The organism is Lactobacillus sp. S2-2, from assembly GCF_021698855.1.
Lineage (GTDB): Bacteria > Bacillota > Bacilli > Lactobacillales > Lactobacillaceae > Fructilactobacillus.
On the sequence record NZ_WWFA01000012.1, the window covers coordinates 17,797 to 41,954 of the forward strand.

Annotated in this window: 23 protein-coding genes; 19 read left to right on the forward strand and 4 right to left on the reverse strand. The window is 29.5% G+C overall.

The features are described from left to right. Window positions 1–24: 24 nt before the first annotated feature. Together GSH19_RS06870 and GSH19_RS06875 are read left to right on the forward strand one after the other, a co-directional pair. Window positions 25–1,017, forward strand: coding sequence for a ribose-phosphate diphosphokinase (locus GSH19_RS06870; protein ID WP_237027365.1), 993 nt, complete (start codon window positions 25–27; stop codon window positions 1,015–1,017). 139 nt (window positions 1,018–1,156) lie between these two features. Next, window positions 1,157–2,281: a PTS transporter subunit IIC gene (locus tag GSH19_RS06875; RefSeq protein WP_237027366.1), complete on the forward strand. Its 1,125-nt coding sequence runs from the start codon at window positions 1,157–1,159 to the stop codon at window positions 2,279–2,281. Between the two features lie 33 nt (window positions 2,282–2,314). Here GSH19_RS06875 and yidA read toward each other — a convergent pair whose 3' ends face one another. Continuing rightward, a complete protein-coding gene (yidA, locus tag GSH19_RS06880) occupies window positions 2,315–3,124 on the reverse strand; it encodes a sugar-phosphatase (RefSeq protein ID WP_237027367.1) in 810 nt (269 codons plus the stop codon). Continuing rightward, window positions 3,111–4,484, reverse strand: a complete 1,374-nt coding sequence (locus GSH19_RS06885; RefSeq protein ID WP_237027368.1) for an HD domain-containing protein — start codon at window positions 4,482–4,484, stop codon at window positions 3,111–3,113. Before GSH19_RS06885 ends, yidA begins: the two co-directional genes overlap by 14 nt. A 137-nt stretch (window positions 4,485–4,621) precedes the next feature. Here GSH19_RS06885 and GSH19_RS06890 point away from each other — a divergent pair, with 137 nt between their 5' ends. The 5 genes from GSH19_RS06890 (at window position 4,622) to GSH19_RS06910 (ending at window position 9,154) form a co-directional block, all read left to right on the forward strand. Then, window positions 4,622–5,053, forward strand: coding sequence for a DUF1934 domain-containing protein (locus GSH19_RS06890; RefSeq protein ID WP_237027369.1), 432 nt, complete (start codon window positions 4,622–4,624; stop codon window positions 5,051–5,053). A 45-nt stretch (window positions 5,054–5,098) separates the two neighbouring features. Continuing rightward, a complete protein-coding gene (rpoE, locus tag GSH19_RS06895) occupies window positions 5,099–5,668 on the forward strand; it encodes a DNA-directed RNA polymerase subunit delta (protein WP_237027390.1) in 570 nt (189 codons plus the stop codon). 158 nt (window positions 5,669–5,826) lie between these two features. Beyond that, window positions 5,827–7,434, forward strand: coding sequence for a CTP synthase (locus GSH19_RS06900; RefSeq protein WP_237027370.1), 1,608 nt, complete (start codon window positions 5,827–5,829; stop codon window positions 7,432–7,434). Between the two features lie 94 nt (window positions 7,435–7,528). Continuing rightward, the gene (locus GSH19_RS06905) at window positions 7,529–8,797 is read left to right on the forward strand and encodes a UDP-N-acetylglucosamine 1-carboxyvinyltransferase (protein WP_237027371.1); all 1,269 of its coding nucleotides are present in this window, start codon (window positions 7,529–7,531) and stop codon (window positions 8,795–8,797) included. Window positions 8,798–8,902: 105 nt separating this feature from the next. After that, on the forward strand, window positions 8,903–9,154 hold the full coding sequence (locus GSH19_RS06910; protein ID WP_237027372.1) for a type B 50S ribosomal protein L31: 252 nt from the start codon (window positions 8,903–8,905) through the stop codon (window positions 9,152–9,154). 40 nt (window positions 9,155–9,194) lie between these two features. Here the strand turns inward: GSH19_RS06910 and GSH19_RS06915 are convergent, their stop codons facing one another. Beyond that, on the reverse strand, window positions 9,195–10,415 hold the full coding sequence (locus GSH19_RS06915; RefSeq protein ID WP_305067598.1) for a multidrug efflux MFS transporter: 1,221 nt from the start codon (window positions 10,413–10,415) through the stop codon (window positions 9,195–9,197). A 252-nt stretch (window positions 10,416–10,667) separates the two neighbouring features. Between GSH19_RS06915 and murF the strand changes: the two genes are divergently transcribed. From murF to GSH19_RS06940, 5 genes are all read left to right on the forward strand, one after another. Further along, window positions 10,668–12,047: a UDP-N-acetylmuramoyl-tripeptide--D-alanyl-D-alanine ligase gene (gene murF / locus GSH19_RS06920; RefSeq protein WP_237027373.1), complete on the forward strand. Its 1,380-nt coding sequence runs from the start codon at window positions 10,668–10,670 to the stop codon at window positions 12,045–12,047. A gap of 168 nt (window positions 12,048–12,215) precedes the next feature. Continuing rightward, a complete protein-coding gene (locus GSH19_RS06925; protein ID WP_237027374.1) occupies window positions 12,216–13,754 on the forward strand; it encodes a DEAD/DEAH box helicase in 1,539 nt (512 codons plus the stop codon). Between the two features lie 96 nt (window positions 13,755–13,850). Next, a complete protein-coding gene (gene alr, locus GSH19_RS06930) occupies window positions 13,851–14,978 on the forward strand; it encodes an alanine racemase (RefSeq protein WP_237027375.1) in 1,128 nt (375 codons plus the stop codon). A gap of 24 nt (window positions 14,979–15,002) precedes the next feature. Then, window positions 15,003–15,257, forward strand: coding sequence for a hypothetical protein (locus GSH19_RS06935; RefSeq protein ID WP_237027376.1), 255 nt, complete (start codon window positions 15,003–15,005; stop codon window positions 15,255–15,257). A gap of 31 nt (window positions 15,258–15,288) precedes the next feature. Continuing rightward, entirely contained in the window at window positions 15,289–15,648 is a 360-nt protein-coding gene (locus GSH19_RS06940; protein WP_237027377.1) for a type II toxin-antitoxin system PemK/MazF family toxin, read from the forward strand. 68 nt (window positions 15,649–15,716) lie between these two features. On the opposite strand, the gene GSH19_RS06945 is transcribed toward GSH19_RS06940, so the two are convergent. After that, window positions 15,717–16,664, reverse strand: a complete 948-nt coding sequence (locus GSH19_RS06945) for an L-lactate dehydrogenase (RefSeq protein ID WP_237027378.1) — start codon at window positions 16,662–16,664, stop codon at window positions 15,717–15,719. Window positions 16,665–16,837: 173 nt separating this feature from the next. On the opposite strand from GSH19_RS06945, the gene pth reads away from it, so the two are divergent. From pth to hpt, 7 genes are all read left to right on the forward strand, one after another. Continuing rightward, window positions 16,838–17,395 (forward strand): aminoacyl-tRNA hydrolase, encoded by a 558-nt coding sequence (gene pth / locus GSH19_RS06950; RefSeq protein ID WP_237027379.1) that lies wholly within the window; start codon window positions 16,838–16,840, stop codon window positions 17,393–17,395. Between the two features lie 17 nt (window positions 17,396–17,412). After that, window positions 17,413–20,949 carry a transcription-repair coupling factor gene (gene mfd, locus GSH19_RS06955; RefSeq protein ID WP_237027380.1) on the forward strand — a complete coding sequence of 1,179 codons (3,537 nt, stop codon included), beginning with the start codon at window positions 17,413–17,415 and terminating at the stop codon, window positions 20,947–20,949. 58 nt (window positions 20,950–21,007) lie between these two features. Further along, window positions 21,008–21,295, forward strand: coding sequence for an RNA-binding S4 domain-containing protein (locus GSH19_RS06960; RefSeq protein ID WP_237027381.1), 288 nt, complete (start codon window positions 21,008–21,010; stop codon window positions 21,293–21,295). Between the two features lie 13 nt (window positions 21,296–21,308). Then, window positions 21,309–21,671, forward strand: coding sequence for a septum formation initiator family protein (locus GSH19_RS06965; RefSeq protein ID WP_237027382.1), 363 nt, complete (start codon window positions 21,309–21,311; stop codon window positions 21,669–21,671). 74 nt (window positions 21,672–21,745) lie between these two features. Beyond that, on the forward strand, window positions 21,746–22,165 hold the full coding sequence (locus GSH19_RS06970) for a S1 domain-containing RNA-binding protein (RefSeq protein ID WP_237027383.1): 420 nt from the start codon (window positions 21,746–21,748) through the stop codon (window positions 22,163–22,165). A 52-nt stretch (window positions 22,166–22,217) separates the two neighbouring features. Continuing rightward, window positions 22,218–23,585: a tRNA lysidine(34) synthetase TilS gene (gene tilS, locus GSH19_RS06975; protein ID WP_237027384.1), complete on the forward strand. Its 1,368-nt coding sequence runs from the start codon at window positions 22,218–22,220 to the stop codon at window positions 23,583–23,585. An 18-nt stretch (window positions 23,586–23,603) separates the two neighbouring features. Next, the gene (gene hpt / locus GSH19_RS06980; protein ID WP_237027385.1) at window positions 23,604–24,146 is read left to right on the forward strand and encodes a hypoxanthine phosphoribosyltransferase; all 543 of its coding nucleotides are present in this window, start codon (window positions 23,604–23,606) and stop codon (window positions 24,144–24,146) included. Window positions 24,147–24,158: the final 12 nt, after the last annotated feature.

A 24,158-nucleotide genomic window follows, 5' to 3' on the forward strand; every position in this document is an offset into this window, starting at 1 on the left:
TGTAAGTAATAGATGGAGGAACTTATGGCTGAAAAATATGCAGACCCAAAATTAAAAATTTTTTCGTTAAGTTCAAATCGCCCATTAGCAGAAGACGTTGCTAAAAGAATTGGCGTTGACTTAGGGAAGGCATCAGTTAATCGCTTCAGCGATGGTGAAATTCAAATTAATATTGAAGAAAGTATTCGTGGAGATAATGTTTATATTATTCAGTCTACTTCCGATCCAGTAAATGATAATTTAATGGAATTATTAATTATGGTTGATGCTTTGAGAAGAGCAAGTGCAGCTACAATTAATGTTGTTATTCCATACTATGGCTACGCAAGACAAGATCGTAAAGCACGATCAAGAGAACCAATTACAGCTAAATTGGTTGCAGATATGCTTGAAGAAGATGGAGTTACACGTGTAGTAGCACTTGATTTACATGCTGCTCAAATTCAAGGATTTTTTGATGTACCCGTTGATCATTTAGTTGGTTCTCCTCTACTAGCAGATTACTTTATCAAGAATAATTTAGATGAAGATACAGTTGTAGTTTCACCAGATCATGGTGGAGTAACTAGAGCTCGAGCAATGGCAGAGTTTTTGAAAGCTCCAATTGCAATTATTGATAAAAGACGTCCAAAAGCCAATGTTGCAGAAGTTATGAACATTATTGGGGATGTTAAAGGTAAAAGAGCAATTATGATTGATGATATGATTGATACTGCTGGAACAATTACTTTAGGAGCACAAGCATTGATTGATGCAGGTGCAACAGAAGTATATGCTTGTTGTACACATCCAGTTCTTTCGGGACCAGCAACTGAAAGAATCTCTAAATCACCAATTAAGCAGTTAGTTGTTACTAATTCAATTCAATTACCTGAATATAAGAAAATTGATAAAATAAAACAAATTTCAATTGCACCACTAATTGGTGATGCAATTACTAGAATTAATGAAAATCGTCCAGTTAGTCCTTTATTTAATACAAGATTTAACTACGATACTAATACTCAAGAAGATTAGTTAAAATACTCAATCATTTAATGATTGAGTATTTTTTTGTAAAAAAAGCTTGCTTTAAATTTGAATATCATGATATACTTCTTAAAATTTTATTAATATTTATTTATAAAAATTTAAAAAATGGAAAGAAGTGGAATATATGTTGAATGCAACTGCTCAAAATAATCATAGTAATAAAGTGAAGAATCAGATTGATTCAAAAGAAAATAAATCTTTTAAAGAATCAATTTATTTAGTTTTTAATGGTGTTTCTAATGCAATCTTAGTTACAATTGGAGTTGGATTATTATTATCTTCAATTAATAATTTTGTGCATTGGCAAGCTTTAGGACAAGTTGGAACTATTGCTCAAATTTTAATGGCGCCAGCAATTGGAGCAGCTGTAGCATCACAATTAAAAACAAATACACTAGTTTTATTTAGTTCTATGATTGCTGCGACAGTAGGGGCAAATAATGTATTTTTCACAAGTTCTTCAGTTAATGCAATGACAGCTACAGGTCATGTAATGTTACAACCACAAGGGTCTGGAGTATTCATGATTGGTCAACCAATCAGTGCTTTAGGTGGAGCTGTTATAGCAACCTTAGTTGGTAAATGGTTAACTGGAAAAACACCACTTGATATGTTTTTAGTTCCATTTATTGCAACTACAGTTGGAGCAATTTCTGCTTTGGGATTAGCTGCGATAACAACTCCGGCATTGGTTTGGCTTTCGGATTTTATTGCACAATCTATGAAAGTTAATCCACTAATTGGTTCAATTTCAATTTCAGTTTTATGGGCACTATTTTTATTAACACCTGCTTCTTCAGCAGCTTTAGCAATTGCAATCATGTTAGATCCATTATCATCTGGAGCAGCTTTAATAGGAACTACAGCACAATTTATAACTTATACAGTTATGTCTTACCGTGAAAATGAAATGGGTACTAATATTGCACAATTAATTATTACTCCCAAAATTCAATTTGGGAATATTATTAAAAATCCATGGATTATGTTACCAGGAATGATATCAGCTATTTTAGCTGGTGCAATTGGAACAGTTGCTTTTCATTTTTCGGTTCCATATTCAATTGCAGGATTAGGATTAAATTCTTTAATTGCACCAATCGCTTTGATTACAACAAATATGAATAATTTCTTAGTATTTTTAGTAATTGGAGTTTTCATACCAGCTGTAATTGGATTAATTTTTAATAAATTTTTGAGATTGACTAATAGAATTAAAAAAGATGATATGAAAGTTGATTTAGTTTAATAAAAAAACGCTAACTTTAAAGTTAGCGTTTTTTTATAGAGCAAATTTTTTAATTGCATATGCAACACCATTTTCAGCATTGCTTTTTGTTACAAAATCAGCATTTTCTTTCGTAATATCAACAGCATTTCCCATGGCAACACCAATTTTAGCAAAGTTTAACATGGAAACATCGTTTTCTTGATCTCCAATTGCCATAACTTCATCTGGGTTAATGTTTAGTTTTTCAGTAACTGCTTTTACAGCATTACCTTTGCTAGTTTTTTTATTCATAAATTCAAGATAGATTTTGTCACTTTGAACAATTGACATTCTTGAGAAAAGGGAATTAGGAATGTCTTTTCTAACTGAAGCAATCTTTTCTGGGTCAGCTACAAACATTAATTTAAAAATATCAAAATCTTTAGTAATTTCTTCTGGAGCTCGATATTTTAGTTGTGCATTTACTAAATAACTTTCAGTAACTGTATGTGGAGAAATATCACGATTAGTAGTGTAAATTGCATCTGATGTTTCAATTTGAAAATTAGTATCTAATTCACGAGCCATCATTTCTACTTCTAAGAAATCTTCATAGTTAACAGTTGCTTTACTTATAGTATCTCCTGAAGTTGTTTGTGCTAGTGCACCATTATAAGTAATTACATATTCATCATTTCCGGAAATACCTAATTTCTCTAATTGTGGTTTTGCACCAGTGATTGGTCTTCCAGTACATAAAACAACTTTAATTCCTTTGTTTCTTGCTTCTGTAATTGTATCAATAGTTTCTTTTGCTAAAAGATTATTTTCATTAAGTAGGGTACCATCAATATCAATGGCGATAAATTTAATTGAAGTCATAATTATTTTCTCCTTTTGATGTTTGAATCATGCCATTATGGATAAAAGTATTAAAATATTGATATTTTTCTTCAAATAAATCAATATTTTGATTTGGATTAAGCATTTCTTTTGGGAAAAAGAAACGTTTATCACCAAGTAATTTTCCAGTTATCGCCTTAACAATTGGGCTAACTTCAGATAATTCAACTAATGATCCATCTTCACGCATAAATTCAATTTGGGTTGCATGGTGATTGGAATCAGGGTCATAAATATCGTAAGGTTGGTCAAAACTGTTATCAGTTGCAGTATAGTAATTAGAATCAAAACCAATATCTTCAATGATTTTTTTCATATCTTTAATTAGATATGCGCTATGCTTATCATAAACAACTGATTTAAAAGGTCGACGATTTAAAAATCTTTTGGACAAATCAGATAATATTTCGTCATCAGAATCTTGCCATTCAATAAAATAAGTATTTAAAACTCCGTCATCTAATTTTAGATAGTCTTTTAGGGATACTTTATTTTTAAATAATGGAATTAGTAAGTCAGGTTTCTTTTGATTATCATCTTTTTGATTGCTAAAAAGGAATCTAGATCTTTTTAGTAAATGATTTAAGATAACTTCCATTGATCTAGATACTGGATGAAAGTAAACTTGCATATACATTTGGAATCTACTAACTAAATAATCTTCAATTGCGTGTACTCCAACAATTTTAAAGCAAATTCCATCTTTATATGGACGCATAACTTGAAGAATTCTGCTTAAATCAAAAGCACCATATTGAGCACCAGTATTAAATGAATCTCTAATCAAATAATCCATTCGATCAGCATCACATTGACTAGAAATCATTTGAACTACTTGTTCGTTTGGATAAGTTTTGTTGATAACACTAGCAACTTTGTTAGGGAAATCTGGTGAAACAGTTTTTAGAACTTGATTAACCTCAGTTTCTTCAGAGGTGATGATTGCTTGTGTAATTTCTTCATGATTAGTGTCAAAAATATGTTCAAAAGTATGAGAATATGGACCATGACCCAAATCATGCAAAAGACCGGCACATAGTGCAACAAGTCTTTCAGAATCATCCCAAAGGCCATCGTTTTTATTTTTAGTTGGATAATTTTTTTGAAAATTGTCACAAATTCTTCTAGTTATTTCATAAACTCCAAGTGAGTGAGAAAATCGAGAATGTTCGGCACCATGAAAAGTAAAAGATGTTGTTCCTAACTGTTTTACTCGACGTAATCTTTGAAATTCAGCAGTATTAATTAAATTTAAAACAACTTTATATTGTACGTAAATATGACCAAGAACAGGATCTCTAAATATCTTTTCATGGTCAAGTTGTTCCCATTGATTCATCGATTTTACCTCCATAACAATTTTACTTAATTATAACTTAAATAGTAGTAATCGTCATGTTAATGAAATTTTAAGTGCATTCTAAAAAAATAAGTTTTACAATATAAACAATAATATAATTTAATAGGGGATTTAAAATGAGTAGTGAAGCTAGAAAAAATGTTCAAATAAAAATGAATACTGAAATTACCCAAGAAGGAGAAATCGAAAATTTTTCTTTTGATGAACCTGGTAAAATTAGTTATGTTAATCAGCAAATATATGTTAGTTTTTATGAACATAGTGATAATAAATCAATTTTAGTAACATTAAAAATTAATGAAGATAAAACGATTGTTTTAACTAGAAATGCAGAGCAAAGATTAAGGGTAACATTTGATAAAAATAATGAAGTTGATAATTTATATCGTACTGAATATGGTCCAATTCAATTACAAACAACAACAAAAAGACTTGACTATAAAGTAGCTGATGATTTGTCTAATGGTGAAGTTTCGATTGATTATGATTTATCGAATGGAGAACAACTATTTGGAGAATACAAGCTAAGATTGCAATTTTTTGTCTAAGCTAGTATCATTATAATGATAGAGATTAGAAGGGCGTGTGTTGATTTGAAATTAAACCAATTTGATGGTCAAGATAAAAAAGAATTATCAATGATTGAGGTTGCTCATGCAATCCTTTCTGATAAAGGCGAATCAATGTCATTCGTTGATATTGCAAATGAAATTCAAAAATACCTTGGTGACAGTAATCGTGAAATTAGAGATAGATTACCACAATTTTATACAGATTTAAATGTTGATGGAAGTTTCATTTCTTTAGGAAATAATGTGTGGGGATTAAGAACTTGGTACCCATACGATTCAATTGATGAAGCAACAATTAGTACTGAAGATGAAGATGAACCAAGATTAAAGAAACGTCAAAAAGTTAATGCATTTCTTGCTGATGCTTCTGATGATGATGTAATCGACTACGAAAACGATGATCCTGAAGACCAAGAAGGTAGTTTTGATGTTGATGAAGAAGATTATCATAAAGATTTAGATGATGATGAAGAAAACGATGATGCTGAAGATACTGAAATTGATGATGGTGTCGAAGGTGATTTATCAGAAATCGATGAAGATGAAGTAGAATCAGAAAATGATGATTTATCAGACGATGAAGAAAAATAACTTGACTGTTTATTAGATAATCAGTAATATATTGTTTGGGCTCTTTGCTTTTTGCAAAGACAATTGAACGAATCGAATGCTCCCTATTATTGAATAGGGAGCATTTTTATTTTAATCCCACTTATATAATATATTATTTTTATGGAGGAATTTTAATTATGGCTAAATATATTTTTGTAACTGGTGGAGTTGTATCATCTTTAGGTAAGGGAATTGTTTCAGCATCAATTGGAAGATTATTAAAGAATCGTGGATTAAACGTAACAATTCAAAAGTTTGATCCATATATTAATATTGATCCAGGTACAATGAATCCATACCAACATGGTGAAGTTTTTGTAACAGATGATGGTTCAGAAACTGATTTAGATTTAGGTCATTATGAAAGATTTATTGATAATAATTTAAATCAATATTCAAACGTTACAACTGGTAAAATTTATCAAGAAGTATTAGAAAAAGAACGTCATGGTGATTATCTTGGAGCAACTGTTCAAGTTATTCCACATATCACTGGTATGATTAAGGAAAAAATGATGCGTGCTGCTAATACAACTGATGCAGATGTAGTAATTACTGAAATTGGTGGAACTGTTGGAGATATTGAATCTTTACCATTTTTAGAAGCAATTAGACAAATGAAATCAAAAGTTGGTGCAGAGAATACTTTTTATATTCACACTACTTTAATTCCTTATTTACATGCGGCAAAAGAAATTAAAACTAAGCCAACTCAACATTCAGTTAAAGAATTAAGAGGTCTTGGAATTCAACCAGATATGTTAGTTTTAAGATCAGAACAAGCAATTAATGATAGTGTTCAACAAAAGATTGCTGCTTTTTGTGATGTTGATGTAAGTAATATTATTCAATCATTGAATGCACCTAATTTATACAAAATTCCATTGAGTTTTCAAAAGCAAGGAATGGATGATCAAATCTTAAAACATTTTGGAATAAATGCACCATCTGCTGATATGGAAGATTGGAAAAATATGGAATCACATATTAGTAATTTAAAAAATGAAGTTAATGTTGCTTTAGTAGGTAAATACGTTGGCTTAAAAGATGCATATTTATCAGTAATTGAGGCACTAGATCATGCTGGTTATGCAGTAGATACTAAAATTAATTTAATTACATTAGATGCTTCAGAAATAAATTCAGAAAATGTGGAAAAAACATTTGAAAATATTGATGGAATTATTGTACCTGGTGGATTTGGTGATCGTGGTATTGAAGGAATGATTACAACTGCAAAGTATGCTAGAGAAAATAATGTACCTTATTTTGGAATTTGTTTAGGAATGCAAATTGCTACTATTGAATTTGCTAGAAATGTACTTGGCTTGGAAGATGCAACATCTGCTGAATTTGATTTAGATTCTAAACATAAAGTTATTGATTTAATGGCTGATCAAAATGATGTTGATAATATTGGTGGAACTCAAAGACTTGGTGCATACACATGTAAGTTAGTTCCAGGAACTAAAACTGCTGCTGCTTATGGCAACAAAACTGAAATTTCAGAACGTCATCGTCATCGTTATGAATTTAGTAATGTATATCGTGAAGAATTACAAAATGCTGGTTTAGTTATTTCAGGAACTTCACCTGATGAAAAATTAGTTGAAGTTGTTGAAGTTCCAGAAAATGATTTTTATGTTGCAGCACAATATCATCCAGAATTTTTATCAAGACCTAATCGTCCAGAAGGACTTTTCGCTGAATTTGTAAAAACTATTGAAAAAGTTTCTAAATCTTAATAATTATTAATTCTTTTAATTATGCATTGTAATTTGAAATAAAATTATCTATGATTAATAATGTATAAATTTAGATTAAGCGAGGAATCCAAAAATGAATAAAATGATCATTCATGGAGGTAACAGACTAAAAGGTGAAGTTGTAATTGGTGGAGCTAAAAATAGTACTGTTGCCCTAATTCCTGCTGCTATTTTAGCTGATACACCAGTTAAGTTAGACATGGTTCCAAATATATTAGATGTTAATAATTTAATGATTATCTTGGAATCAATGAATGTTAAGTCTGAATTTTCTGATGGTCTATTAGAAATTGATCCAACTAAAATTGAAGAAAATGTTTTACCTAGTAAAGCAATTAAAAGTTTAAGAGCATCATACTACTTTATGGGAGCACTATTAGGTCGCTTTCATAAAGCTGAGGTTAGTTTCCCAGGTGGCGATGATATTGGTCCAAGACCAATCGAGCAACATTTACAAGCATTTAAATCATTGGGAGCTGAAATTACAGAAAATAACGGGACAGTAACAATTGATGCAACCAAAAATGGTTTGCATGGAGCGAATATATTCCTAGATATTGTTTCTGTTGGTGCTACGATCAATGCTATTTTAGCTGCAGTAAAAGCTAGCGGTTCAACTACAATTCAAAATGCTGCAAGGGAACCAGAAATTACAGATATAGTTATGTTTTTAAATGGTATGGGGGCTCATATTAAGGGTGCTGGTACAGATGTTATAAAAATTGAAGGAGTTTCTACATTATCTGCTGAAACTGTTCATACTGTTATTCCTGATCGAATTGAAGCGGGTACTTATTTATCAATGGCTGCGGCAATTGGTGATGGAGTTTTAGTTAAAAATGTTATTCCAGAGCATTTAGAAGCATATTTAGCTAAGCTAAATGAAATTGGAGTAAAGATGGATGTTCGAGAAGATAGTATTTATGTAGAAAAATCTGATAAATTAAATGGTATTGAAGTTAGTACAGCACCATTTCCAGGTTTTGCTACTGATTTGCAACAACCTTTGACTCCGTTACTTTTAAAGGCTGAATCAAAAAGTATTATTAATGATACGATTTATCCAAAAAGAACGAAGCATGTTGCTGAGTTGCAATCAATGGGAGCAAATATTTTTGCTAACGAAGAGCAACAAACTATTACAATTAACCATACAAATGAATTGGCGGGTTCAACAGTTAGTGCTGGAGAAATTAGAGCTGGTGCGTCATTATTTATTGCAGGATTGATGGCAAATGGAACGACTATTATTGAAAATGCGGATAATATTTTGCGTGGTTATGATAATGTGATTACTAAATTGACAAACTTAAATGCAAATGTAGAAATTATTGATGATTAATTTCGTTAGTTGCACCAAATTTATTTTCGTGATAAACTACAAAAGTTGACTAACAAGAGAATCAATCTCTGAATTGAATAATTTAGGGCAAAGGAGCGATATATTATGAGAAATGGAATTCATCCAGAATATCACCAAGTGGTATTCCAAGATTCAAGTACTGGTTTCAAATTCATTACTGGCTCAACTGCTAATTCTGAAGAAACTATTAAAATGGACGATGGTAATACTTATCCATTAATTCGTGTTGAAATTTCTTCTGATTCACATCCATTCTACACTGGTAAACAAAAGTTTACTCAAGCAGATGGTGCTGTGGACCGTTTCAACAAAAAATATGGTTTTGCCAACAAATAATAAAAATAAAAGCATCGGAATTTTATTCCGATGCTTTTTTTTATATATTTTTTGTTTCGTTTCTGACTAACATTAAGTTTAATAATACTAAGATTGAAGTAGATATGAAAACTCCAGAATAACCAAAAATTGAAGAAACAACTGAACCAATAATAGGTCCTAAAAAGTTACCAAAAGCTTGTAATGATTGATTCCAACTGAATATTCTTCCAGTAATGTCAGTTGGTGTATTTTTAGCTAAAATTGTTTGAACAGCAGGAAGCATGCAAGCATTAGAAATTCCAATTAAAAATCTAAGAGCTAATAATTGCCAGATATTAGTTACAAAAGCCATCGGAATATATAAGAAGATGGCAAATATAAATCCAGCCATAATAATCTTATGAGTACCAATACGATCTCCTAATTCTCCTAATCTAGGAGCCGCAATTAAAGTTGCTAATCCAGGTATAGCTGCAACAATTCCTGCATAAAATGAAACTTGTGGACTGTTATTTAAAATTTGTTTTACATATAAAGATAAAATAGGGGTAATTGAAGTATTTGAAGCTTGAATAATCATAGTTGTGATAAACATTCCAAAAACAAGTTTGTAATTTGGTAAGTGTTTAATAACTTCTTTAGCAGATAGATTATCTTCTTTTGAAATTGGTTCAAAGTTTTCTTTTACAAAAAATAAAGTAACGAAGAAAACTGATAAAAGTAACCCTCCAGTGATAAAGAAAGTAATTCGATAACCAGCTACAGATGCTAAAATCCCCCCGATGAATGGTCCAAGTAATGTACCAGAAACACTTCCGGTAGCAAGAGTTCCTAATGCTTTACCGCTTTCCTTTTTAGGAACTTGAGTTGCTAAAAGGGCATTTGAATTACTCATATATCCTGAGAAAACTCCTTGAATCAATCTTAAAATAATTAAAATCCATACATTTGGAGTTAATCCCATTAATAGAATACATATTCCCATTCCAAATGAAGCACGAAGTAGCATTACCTTACGACCATATCGATCGGCTAAACTTCCCCAAATTGGGCTAACAATTGCTGTGACTATATACGATGCAGCAAATGCTAATCCGGAATATAAACTAAGTTCACTGTGAGTGAAATCTCCTAGTTCAGAAATAAATAATGATAAAAAAGGCATCATGACAGAAAAACCCATTCCAGTCATGAACATTCCAAACCATAGAGCAACTAAATTTTTTTTCCAAAAAGTCCGGGTCTCTCCATCAGGACTTTCAGATGATGTGTTAGACAATTATTGTCATCTCCTATTTAAAAGTTATCTTAACTAGCAGATAAGTGATTTATTTAATAATTGAATTTAATATTTATGGTAAATAAAATTTTAATTTAATTAAAATAATTTAAACCACTTTTTAGTTAAGCATTATATTATCATATCAGCTTTTAAAAATAATTTAAATAAGGTATGAATAATTGTAATTTTAAGGTTAAGAAGTCATTCATGTTATAATTAATTAAATTAATTATAATTAGGAGCCTATATATGAAAATGAGTCTGCAAGAAATTGCTAAAGCTGTCAATGCTGAAATTTTAAATAAAAATGATCAGGATATTACAGTTGAAGAGGTTTCTTTTGATAGTCGAAAAATTGGAGTGAATTCTTTATTTATTCCACTAAAGGGTGAGCAAGATGGTCATAAATTTATTGAATCTGCTATTAATAATGGTGCTGTAGCTACTTTTTTTGAAAATAAAAGCGAATTTGAAATACCTAAAAACATTCCGATTCTTAAAGTTGAAAATGCTTTAGAATCTTTGCAAAAATTAAGTCGATATTACTTAAAAAAAATAAATCCTGAAGTAATTGCAATTACTGGAAGTAATGGGAAGACAACTACAAAAGATATGGTGGCATCAGTTCTTTCAACAAAGTTTAATGTGACAAAAACAAATGGTAATTTTAATAATGAAATTGGAGTACCAATTACTATTTTATCTATGAAACCATCAACAGAAACTTTAGTAGTTGAATTTGGAATGGATCGTCCAGGACAATTAAATTTTTTGAGCAAATTAGTTCAACCAGATGTTGCGATTATCACGATGATTGGTGAAGCTCATATTGAATTTTTTAAAACAAGAGACAAAATAGCCGATGCTAAAATGGAAATCACTAATGCATTAAAGACACAAAGTTTTTTTATATATAATGGTGATGAACATTTATTAAATGATCGAGCAAAGAATTTAAATGATATTTTGATTAGAACTTTTGGAAAAAATACCGATAATAATCTTTATTCAACATCTATTCACAAAGAAAAATTTAATACACTTTTTACAACTAACAAGTATGCTGATTTTGAATTCGAAATTCCAATGATTGGTGAGTATAATGTCAATAATGCATTGGCTGCAATCATGGTTGGGGATTTATATGAAATTAAAAAAGAGGATATTAAATCTGCTTTAAAGAGTTTTGATTTAACTGAAAATCGAACAGAATGGATTATAGGTGCTAAGGATGAAAAAATATTAAGTGATGTTTATAATTCAAATCCAACTGCAGTAAAAAATGTATTGAATGCTTTTGTTGCCGAACCAACAAATGGGCATAAAATAATTGTATTAGGTGATATGCTTGAATTAGGTGATGCATCAGCTGAACTTCATAAGGGTCTAGCTAATGATATTAATCCAGCAGAAATTAAAAGTGTTTATTTAATCGGAAATGAAATATTGCCTTTATATAATCAATTAAAAAATAAATATGCAATAAGTGATATTCACTATTATAAAAAGGATGATATGGATAGTTTGTATCATGATTTAAATGATGAAATTGAACCAAAAGATTATGTATTACTGAAAGGTAGTCACGGGATTCATTTAGAAAAATTATTGGATATGTTAAAAAAATAAAGTAGCACTCTTAAATTATATTGATTAATTTTTTAAAAGGTTGTAATATTAATAAGACGCATTTAATGAATCGATGTTTAACCAAGTATTAAGCGCTTCATGGAAAACGGATTTTTTCTAAGCTTTTTATGGATTTAAACGTGGATGTTCCAATTAGGAGGAAACATATTGAAGTTTAACGAACTAGGATTATCAGAAAATCTACTAAAGTCAATTGAAAGAAGTGGATTTGATGAACCTACTGCAATTCAAGCACAAACAATTCCTTTGTTATTAAAAGGTGAAGATGTTATTGGTCAAGCACAAACAGGTACAGGTAAAACTGCAGCTTTTTCATTACCAATAATTGAAAAAATTGATACTAACAATCCAAATATCCAAGCTTTGGTTATTTCTCCAACTAGAGAATTAGCTATCCAAACTCAAAAAGAGATGGAAAGATTAGGTAAGGATCAAGGAGTAAAAGCTCAAGTTGTTTATGGTGGATCAGACATCAAAAAACAAATTTATGATTTGAAGAAAAAACCACAAATCATGGTTGGTACTCCGGGTAGACTTTTAGATCATATTAATCGTCGTACAATAAAATTAGAATATGTGGACTTTTTAGTTTTAGATGAAGCTGATGAAATGTTGAATATGGGATTCCTTGAAGACATTGAAAATATTATCAAGAAAACTCCAGAAACTAGACAAACATTACTTTATTCTGCAACTATGCCAGCTCCAATTAAACGAGTTGGGGTTCAATTTATGAAAGATCCTAAACAAATCACTGTTAAAGCAAAAGAGTTAACAACAGATTTGATTGAACAATATTATGTAAAAGTTAAAGATTCTGAAAAGTTTGAAATTATGACTAGAATCTTTGATGTTCAAATGCCAGAAGTAACAATCATCTTCTGTCGAACTAAACGTCGTGTTGATGAAGTTGCTAAAGGTTTATCAATGTGTGGCTATAGAGCTGCTGGTCTTCATGGTGATTTAACTCAAGCTCGTCGTTCACAAATTATGAAAGACTTTAAAAATAATCGTATTAATTATTTAGTTGCTACTGACGTTGCAGCCCGTGGAATTGATGTTTCTGGAGTTACTCATGTATATAACTTTGATATTCCACAAGATCCTGAAAGCTATGTTCACAGAATTGGAAGAACTGGTAGAGCTGGTAAACGTGGTACCTCTGTAACTTTTGTTTCTCCAAATGAAATGAGTTATTTAAGAGAAGTAGAAAAAATGACTAAAGTTAGAATGTTACCTTTAAAGCCACCTTCAAAAGAAGAATCATTAGAAGGTCAATTGAAATTTGCAGAAGAAGATGTGGCTAAGTTAGTTCAAAAGACTGAAAAGGAAATTTTCATTCCAACAGCTAAAAAATTATTAGAAGAATATGACGTTGAAGATCTTGTTGCCGCATTGTTAAAAACAATGACAAAAGAACAAGTTAAAGTTCATATTACACCTGAAAAACCGCTTAAGAATAATAATAAAAAAGGTGGTAATTATCGAGGTAAAGGAAATGGTCGTGGAGGAAGAGGCGGCTATAACCGAAACCGTAGAGATCGTGATGGTGGCGGTAAGAAACGCTATTCAGATAATAAAAAGCGTCCATCTAATAATCGTAACAGAGATAATTCAGATCGTAATCGCAGTAAAAGTAATAGTAGCAAAGGTAAATCATCTTTTGTTATTAAAAACAAAGAATAAAGAAAAGACCGATTATTATAATCGGTCTTTTTTATTATTAATTATACATAAGTGTGATAAACTATAGGTTACACATTTTAAGAGGTGAATTAAATAATGACAATTGCAATTAATCGAAAATCGCAATTAATTATAAATGAAAATGCGGTTTATCATAATATTAATCAAGAAAGAAAATTATTAGATAAAGATTCAGAATTGTTTATGGTTGTAAAAGCTAATGCATATGGGCATGGGGCTGTTAAAATTGCAGAAATAGCCAAAAGAGCTGGAGCTACTGGATTTTGTGTAGCAGTTTTAGATGAAGCAATTGAACTTAGAAAAGCTGGTTTTATAGAGCCAATTTTAGTTTTAGGATTAACGGATGTTAATTTAATTAATTTAATTCAAAAATATGATATTTCAGTAACAGTATCTTCAATTGATTGGATTAAAGAAGCAAATCAGCTAATTAAAGAAAATAACTTTAAAAATAAAATTAAAATTCATTTGGCATTAGATACTGGAATGGGACGCATCGGGTTACAAAGTGCTGAAGAAGTTAAGAAATTTATTGGTCAATTTGAAAAAATGAACAAATTAATTGATCTTGAAGGTGTCTTTACACATTTTTCAACTGCTGATTCTGATGATAGTTCTTATTTTGAATATCAAAGAGATCACTTTTTTGAAATGATGAATGAAATTCCTAACAGACCAAAATATGTTCATGTTGCAAATTCTGCTACTAGTTTATGGCATGATTTAACTGGATCAAATATGATAAGATTTGGAATTGCTGGATATGGTTATAATCCTTCTGGTAATTTAATAGAACCACCATTTGAATTAAAACCAGCAATGAGTCTTATTTCTGAATTAGTTTATGTAAAAAAAGTACCAGAAGGTAAGTCTATAGGTTATGGAGCTACTTATACAACTAAAAACGAAGAATGGATTGGTACTGTACCAATTGGTTATGCAGATGGAATTAGAAGAGAACTAAAAGGATTTAATGTTTTAGTGGATGGTCATTATTGTGAAATTGTTGGTCGAATTTGTATGGACCAATTGATGATTCGTCTTCCTTATGATATCATCAAAGGTACTACAGTTACTTTTATTGGTGAAAACCAAGGGAAAAGCATACTCATGCAAGATGTTGCTGATTATTGCCAAACAATTACGCATGCAATTGTTTGTGGATTTTCTGAAAGATTACCCAGAATATACCAGTCAAATTAAACTATATTTTTAGGAGTTTTATTAATGATAAAAGATGTCAGACAAAGATTTTTAATTTTAGTTAATGGTGATAATAGAGATGATATGCATAAATGGACAAGTAAAAGCAACAAAGAACCAATTAAAGTCGATTGTGATTTTCCTAGTGACCCCCTATTTACATCTTTAATGCACGGATATATGTCTATGGCTTCTTTAAATAGTCAAATTGTGGATGAGTTTTCTGCTTGCGAAGAAGAATCAACATTGACGGTTTTTGGGAAATTAGATAACAAGTGAAATTAACCGTTTTAAGAGGGGAAGTTTTTAAATGCAAACCACTGATATTAAACGTGGCGACATTTTTTATGCTGATTTATCTCCGGTTATTGGGTCAGAGCAGGGTGGAATGCGCCCTGTTTTGATAATCCAAAATGATGTTGGGAACCATTATAGTCCAACTGTAATTGTTGCTGCCATCACAGCCAGAATTTCGAAACCAAAAATGCCTACACACATTGGAATTACTGCTAAGCAAGCTGGAGTGGAAAAAAACTCAGTAATTTTGCTTGAACAGGTTAGGACTATTGATAAACAGAGATTACAAGATCGAGTGACTCATTTAGTAGCAAAAAAAATGAATGAAGTTGATAATGCTCTATCTTTGAGTCTTGGATTAAGTTCTAAATAATATATTTACATAAAAAAAGAGTTGTGGATTAAAATCTACAACTCTTTTTATATTAATGTTTAATTGTATTAAAGTTCTTTTTCAGCCTTAACTAAAATTTCATTAAGTGTCTTAGCAGAAGCATCCATCTTAGCTTTTTCTTCATCACTTAGAGGGATTTCTAATACATCAGCAACACCACTTGCATTAATAACAGCAGGAGTACCGATATAAAGATCTTTTAATCCATAGTGTCCATCAACAGGAGCACCAACAGGTAAAACAGCATTTTCGTCACGTAAAATAGCACGTGAAATTCTCATTAAAGCAGTACCAACACCGTAGAAAGTAGCACCCTTATTATTAATAATTTCGTATGCTTTGTTTCTAGTTTCGTCTTCAAGTTTTAATAAGTCATCTTTTGAGATACCTTTTGCTTTAGCAACATCAACTAATGGAACATTACCAACTGAAGCTTCATCAATGTTAGCAAATTCTGAATCACCATGTTCACCAAGAATGTAAGCATCAACACTTGCAGGATCAATGTTTAATTTTTTAGCAACAGCAACTCTGAAACGAGCAGTATCTAATGATGTACCTGAACCAAATACTTTATTCTTAGGGAATCCAGATAATTTTTGTGTGATTTGAGTTAAGATGTCAACTGGGTTAGCAGCAACAAGGAAAATACCATCAAAACCAGAATCAACGATTGGTTTAACAATTGTTGAAAGAATTTTAATATTTTTACTTACTAAATCAAGTCTAGTTTCACCAGGTTTTTGAGGTGCACCAGCAGTAATAACTACTAAGTCTGCATCCTTACAATCACTGTATTCACCTGAATAAATATTTTTGTTAGCTGTAAAAGGTGTAGCATCTTCAAGGTCTAATGCATCACCATATGTTCTTTTTTTATCAATATCAACAATTACAAATTCTTCAGCAATACCTTGTTGAGTCATTGCAAATGCGTATGATGAACCAACTGCACCATCACCAACTAAAACAACTTTTTGATGTTTTAATGTCATAATCTAAGTCCTCCAATATATTATTATTTACGAATCTAATTATAGCATTATTGAATTTGGAATTACAGATTTAGCGAATGATAAGAAAAGTTTTTATCAAATATTAATTGTTATGAATTATGATACAATTAATTTGATTTATTACAGTTAAGAAGTATTGGAGCGTATTTAAAATGAAAATGATTGTAGGACTTGGAAATATTGGCTTAGAGTTTATGGGAACCAGACATAATACAGGATTTATGACAGTTGAGAAATTTGCTGACAGAAATAATATTAAAATTTCAAAAAATAAGATGCATGCAAAAATTGGTGAAGGAAATATTAATGGTGAAAAGGTGATTGTAGTCCAACCTACAACTATGATGAATGAATCTGGTCAAGCAGTTCGACCAATTATGGATTTTTATAAAATTGATATTGAAGATCTAATCGTTGCATATGATGATATGGATCTACCAGTTGGTAAATTAAGACTAAGAACAAATGGATCTGCTGGTGGTCATAATGGAATTAAAAGCTTGATTAATCATTTAGGGACTAAAAATTTTAATCGAATTAGAGTAGGAATTGACCATCCCAATAAAGAAAGTGTTGTAAATTACGTATTGGGTAAATTTACAAAAGAACAACAAATAGAGTTATCAAAGGGAATCGATTTAGCAAATGATGCTTTAGAAGAATTTGTTAATAATGTAGAATTTTCAAAATTAGAAAATAAATTTAATTAGTCTTATGGAGGGTAATGATGGAACAATCCGATCTACTACTTAAATTACCTAAATATACTGAAATAAAAAAACAAATTGAGCAAAATAAACATCAATTAATTACTGGGATGAATGAATCATCCAAGCTTTTTTTGATGGATACAATTAAAAAAAATGAAAATAAAAATATTTTAGTTGTAACTGACACTTTATATCGAGCTGAAAAGTTAACTCAAGATTTTCAAAAATTATCTGATGGTTATGATACTTTTTTATTTCCGGCAGAAGAATTAATGGCAGCTGAAATAGCTACAAGTTCGCCTGAATTTAGAGCACAGCGAGTAAAATCCTTAGATGCACTTCAAAATGGGGAAAATAATATTATTGTAACTTCAGTTTCAGGATTAAAAAGAAGATTACCAAATCCAAAAGATTTCAATCAAAAAAAATTAAATATTAATTTTTCAAATGAATATGAATTGCAAGATTTAATTAAACAATTACAAGAAATGTCTTATCAAAGAGTAAAAATGGTTTCAGCACCAGGTGAATTTTCAGTCAGAGGATCAATTCTTGATATTTATGCATTAAATCATGAAAATCCAATTAGAATTGATTTGTTTGATACAGAAATTGATTCAATTCGATATTTTGAAGTTGATACTCAAAGAAGTATGGAAAATATAGATGAAGTTGAGATTTTACCTGCTAATGATTTTTTACCTACAGCAAATGAATTAAATCAAGCTGTTGATAATTTATCAAATAAATTAACTAAAGAATTAAAAAAACTTGAAGATGATGAACAAAAAGATAAACTTAAAAATCAGATTGAAACAATCATTGAAAGCTTAAAATCAGGTGTTTTTGATTCAAAATGGATTGAATATAGTCAGTATATTTTTGATGGTAATTATTCTTTAGTTGATTATTTAGATGATGATAGATTAGTTGTTTTTGATGAGTTTGGGAAAGTTAAAGATAATGATAAAGAATTGACAGAAAGTGAATTTAATTGGAAAGAATCAATTTTAATTAATCAAGAAGTATTTTCTGATCAAACATTTACACTAGAATTTAAAGATATTTTTAAGCAAATTCAGCAACCTATTTTAATGTTTTCGCTCTTTAAAAAAGGTTTAGGTCGAATGAAGATTGATTCTGTAGTTGATGTTGTTGCTAAACCAATGCAGCAGTTTTTTGGACAAATGCCATTACTTAAAACAGAAATTGACAGATATCAAAAAGAAAAAAGAACAGTATTAATTACAGTTAGTGATCAAGAAAGATTAAATAAAGTTAAACAAATTTTTGATGATTTTGAAATTAGTTTATCAGTAACAAATAAAAACGAAATTATTGATCATCAAGTTCAGATTTTAATTGCAGATATTGATGGTGGATTTGAAATACCGGCTGCAGATATAGCTTTAATTACCGAAACAGAAATGTTTCAAAAAGTTAATGCAAAAAAGAAAAATCGTGTAAAACATCAAAATTTTAGTAATGCTGAAAAAATTAAAAGTTATACTGATTTAAAACCAGGTGATTATGTTGTTCATGTTAATCATGGAATTGGTCGATATGAAGGCATGAAGACAATGGAAGTGGATCAGAAGCATCAAGATTATATGACAATTACATATAAAGATGGTGCACAAATTTTTATTCCGGTTACGCAACTTAATTTAATTCAAAAGTATGTTGCAGGAGATAATAAAATACCTAAAATAAATAAACTAGGTGGAAGTGAATGGGCTAAAACAAAAAGTAAAGTATCATCAAAAATTGAAGATATTGCAGATGATTTAATTGATTTATATGCAAAGAGAGAGGCACAAAAAGGATTTGCATTTCCAGTAGATGATGACATGCAAATTCAATTCGAAAATGACTTTCCATATAATGAGACTCCAGATCAATTAAAAAGTATTCAAGAAATCAAAGATGATATGGAGAAACCTAATCCAATGGATCGACTTTTAGTTGGAGATGTAGGGTACGGAAAGACTGAAGTAGCTTTAAGAGCTGCATTTAAAGCAGTTGAAGGTGGAAAGCAGGTTGCCTTATTAGTTCCAACTACGGTTTTAGCACAACAACATTATGAAACAATGCTAAATCGATATGAAGGTTATCCAATTAATGTCTCGGTTATTTCTCGATTTAATACTAAGAAAGAATCTAATCAAGTAATTGATGATTTAAAAGAAGGCAAAGTAGATATTTTAGTTGGGACTCATCGATTATTATCAAAAGATGTTAAATTTAATGATTTAGGTTTGTTGATTGTTGATGAAGAACAAAGATTTGGAGTTAAACATAAGGAAAGAATTAAGGAATTAAGAGCAAATGTTGACGTATTGACGTTAACTGCTACTCCAATTCCAAGAACTTTGAATATGTCGATGATGGGTGTTCGTGATTTGTCAGTTATCGAAACACCACCAGCTAATCGTTTTCCAATTCAAACATATGTAATGGAACAAAATGAGGCTACAATTAGCGAGGGAATTAGACGTGAAATGCAAAGAAATGGTCAAGTATTTTATTTGCATAATCGGGTTGATGACATTGAAAAAGTGGTTAATAATTTACAAAGATTAAATCCCGATGCTAATATTTCATACATTCATGGTCAAATGACGGAAACTCAAATGGAAAATATTTTATATGAATTTATTAATCATGAATATGATGTATTAGTGACAACAACGATTATTGAAACGGGAGTTGATATTCCTAATGCAAATACTTTGTTTGTAGAAAACGCGGATCAAATGGGATTATCTCAGTTGTATCAAATTCGTGGTCGAATTGGACGAAGTAATCGAATTGGACAAGCATATTTTATGTATAAGCCAAATAAAGTTTTAACTGAAGTTAGTGAAAGTCGATTAGAAGCAATTAAAGATTTTACCGAATTAGGTTCAGGATTTAAAATTGCTATGCGAGACTTATCAATTCGTGGAGCAGGGAATTTGTTAGGTAAACAGCAACATGGATTTATCGATTCAGTTGGATATGATTTATATACAGCAATGTTGACTGATGCAGTTAAAGAAAAGCAAGGTAAGAAAAGACAACGTAAAGTTGATTCTAAGATTGAATTAGATATTGAAGCTTATTTACCAAATGATTACATTGACGATTCAAAACAAAAAATTGAAATTTATAAACGTTTAAGACAAGTAGACGATGAAAATCAAATTAGAACTATTGAAGATGATTTAATTGATCGTTTTGGTGATTTTAGTGAACCAGTACAAAATTTATTAACTATTTCAACAATAAAAATGTTTGCTGATGTATTAATGATTAATTTAATCAAGAAAGATAAAAATAATTTGGTAATTGAATTTAATAAAAAATCATTATTGGCTAATGATACTAAAAAATTAGTTCAAATAATCTCACAAACTAAATTTAGATCAACTATCAAAGAGATTGATGATAAGATAAAAATTAAATTAGTTATTCAACCAACCATGACGGAACAAGATTGGTTAAATGAATTATTAAAATTTATTCAATTTTTAGATGATATGAGACAAGATTTAGAAAGTCGCTATGAATAATTATTTTTTTGTTTTATAAAATGATATGATAAGTTTAAATATTTGTAGGAGATAAATAATGAGATTAGATAAATTTTTAAAAATTTCGAGAATTATAAAAAGAAGATCTGTAGCGAAAGATATATCAGATCAAGGACGTATTTTAGTTAATTGTAAAGAAGCTAAATCATCAACTAAAGTTGGAGTTGGGGATGAATTAACAATTAAATTTGGAAATAAAACTTTAGTTGTTAAGGTAACTGCACTTCTAGAAAGTACAAAAAAAGCAGATACCGATAGAATGTTTAAAATAATTAGTGAAACTTATGAACGTGATTTTAATCAAGAAACAAGTGAATTGAACTAGGTGGTATTTGTTTATGAGAAAAAAATCAAATAATGTTCGAAGTATGAAGCATCAACAAAATAAAAAGAACAATAAATTATCAGTTACTAGAAAAAGAAGAGCTGCTGTGATTTTAGTTGTACTTCTATTTTTTATTTTATTACTTGGATTTCAAATTATTAATAATAAAATACAGCTTCATAAAACTAACCAACAAATAGCAATTCAAACTCAAAAATTAAATAAACAAAAAAAAGAAAATAAAAAATTAAGATTAAAGAAAACACAATTAAATGATAAAAATTATTTAGAAAAATTAATTAGATCAAGATATTATTATTCAAAAAAAGGTGAAACAGTTTATAGTTTTCCAAAAGACTCAGCTTTTGATGAATAAAATTATCATCGGTTAACAAATAAGTAATTATGGTATAATTATATTACTTAAAAATTAGGAGGAAGAACTTTTTTATGGCAATTTCAGTTGGAGATAAATTAACTGGTAGAGTTTCAGGAATTACTAAATTTGGAGCTTTTGTAGATTTGGGTAATCATCAAACCGGATTAGTTCATATTAGTGAAGTTTCAAATGATTACGTTAAAGATATTAATGATATTTTAAAAGTAAAAGATGAAGTTACAGTTTTAGTTACTAAAATTGGTGATGACGGTAAAATGGCTTTATCAATAAAAAAAGCTAACAAAGAACATTCTGACACAAAAAAGTCTAATTTTAAGCCTAAAAAGCAAGCTCCCAAAAATAAAAAAACTGAAGAAGAAAATTTTGATGATTTATTATCAAGTTTCTTAAAAGAAAGTGAATCAAGACTTTCAACAATTAAAAAAAATACCGAGGGGAAACGCGGTGGACGCGGCGGACGACGTAGTTAAAAGCCAATTAATCTTTGGCTTTTTTTATATACAAATTTAAATGGTGATAGTAATGGATTTATTTAAAAATGTTGAATTATTATTAAGTAAGACTAAAGATGTAAAACCCAAACAAAAAATTTTATTAGCTGTATCAACTGGTGTTGATTCAATGGTTATGTTAGATATATTTTTGAAATCAAATTATAATTTTGATGTATCGATTGCATATGTAAATCATCATTTGAGAGAACAGAGTGAAAAAGAAAAAGAATTTATTATTGAATATTGTAAAAAAAAGAATCTTAATTTGTATATTAAAGATTGGCCAAAACAATTTCATCCAGATACAGGGATTGAGGAAGCTGCAAGAAATATTCGTTATAATTTTTTTGCTGATGTTCTTTTAGAAAATCAAATTGATTTATTATTAACTGCTCATCATAAAGATGATCAAGCAGAAACATTTTTGATGAAAGCTATTAGAAGTGGTAACTTAGAAGAATTAAAAGCAATTGAGCAAATTAGACAATTTAAAACCAAAAAAATATTTAGACCTTTTTTAAATTTTAGAAAGCAATCTCTTAGAAATTATGCAAAAAAGAATCAATTGATATGGTTTGAAGACGAATCTAATTATGAGAACGATTTTTTTAGAAATCGCATAAGAAATAATTATATGAAAGAATTTGAATTGGAAAATTCTAAAGTAGTGGATCATTTTGCAAATATCAGTAACCAAGTTCAAGAAATGAATCTGTTAAAAAGGAACTTATTAAAACCACTGATTGAAAAAATTAAAATCAAGCAAAACGATAGTTGCTTGACGGGAGATTTGAATAAACTTTTAAAACAAGATGAACTGATTCAAAAAGAACTTTTAAAAAGTTTTTTTAAAGAGTTTTCTTTTAGTAAAAATTTAGTTGTCAATCAAATAAATGAAGTGATAAAGTTATTAAATAATAATTTGAAACCACAGGGATTAATAAATTTAGGTAATGGATTTTATTTTGAAAAAAGTTATGAGTTTTTTGCTTTTAAAAATAATATTTTTACTGAAAAAAAAGGTCAAATTCAAAAGAATAGTATGGTAGTATTAAATCATTGGATGACTACTGATGAGGGTCAATCATTTGGTGTTTTTGAACCAAATCAGTTACCAATAAATGAAGACTGTCAACAAATTAAAATTAGTAAAACTGATTTGACATTGCCTTTATTTATTAGAAAAGGTTTACCAAATGATACAATTCAATTATCAAATGGTGGACATCAGAAGTTAAAAAGAATTTTGATTAATAAAAAGGTAAAAAGTGAAGTTAGAAATAAAATAACAGCATTAGTAGATAGTAAAAATGATGTTTTATATTTTTTTAATTTAAAAGCTAAGCAACCATTACATAATTTGTTTGGTGATTACTATATTTTATTAATTCGATAAATCTGAAAGGATAATATGATGGATAACGATATACTCAAAGTTCTTTATAGTAAGGATGAAATTGATCAAGCATGTAAAAGATTAGGAGCACAAATTACGAAAGATTATCAAAATGAAAAGCCTTTGGTAATCGGAGTTTTAAAAGGTGCTATTTATTTCATGACTGATATTACAAGGTACATTGATTTATATTTGGATATTGATTTTATTGATGTTTCAAGTTATAACGGAGGAACTACTTCTTCTGGAGAGATGAAATTAGTGCAAGATATTCAGTCAGATGTTTCTGGTAGAAATGTGATATTTATTGAAGATATTATTGATACTGGAAGAACTTTAAAATATTTGAAAGATGTTTTAATTAGTCGTAATGCAAAATCAGTTAAGGTATGTACATTGATGGATAAGCCAGAAGCAAGATTAGTTGATGTAAAAGCTGATTATGTTGGACTTGATGTACCTAATGAATTTTTAGTTGGATATGGACTAGATTTTATGGGTAAGTATCGTAATTTGCCATATGTAGGTGCATTAAACTCTGAATTGTATTCAGATAAATAGTTAGTGTCATTG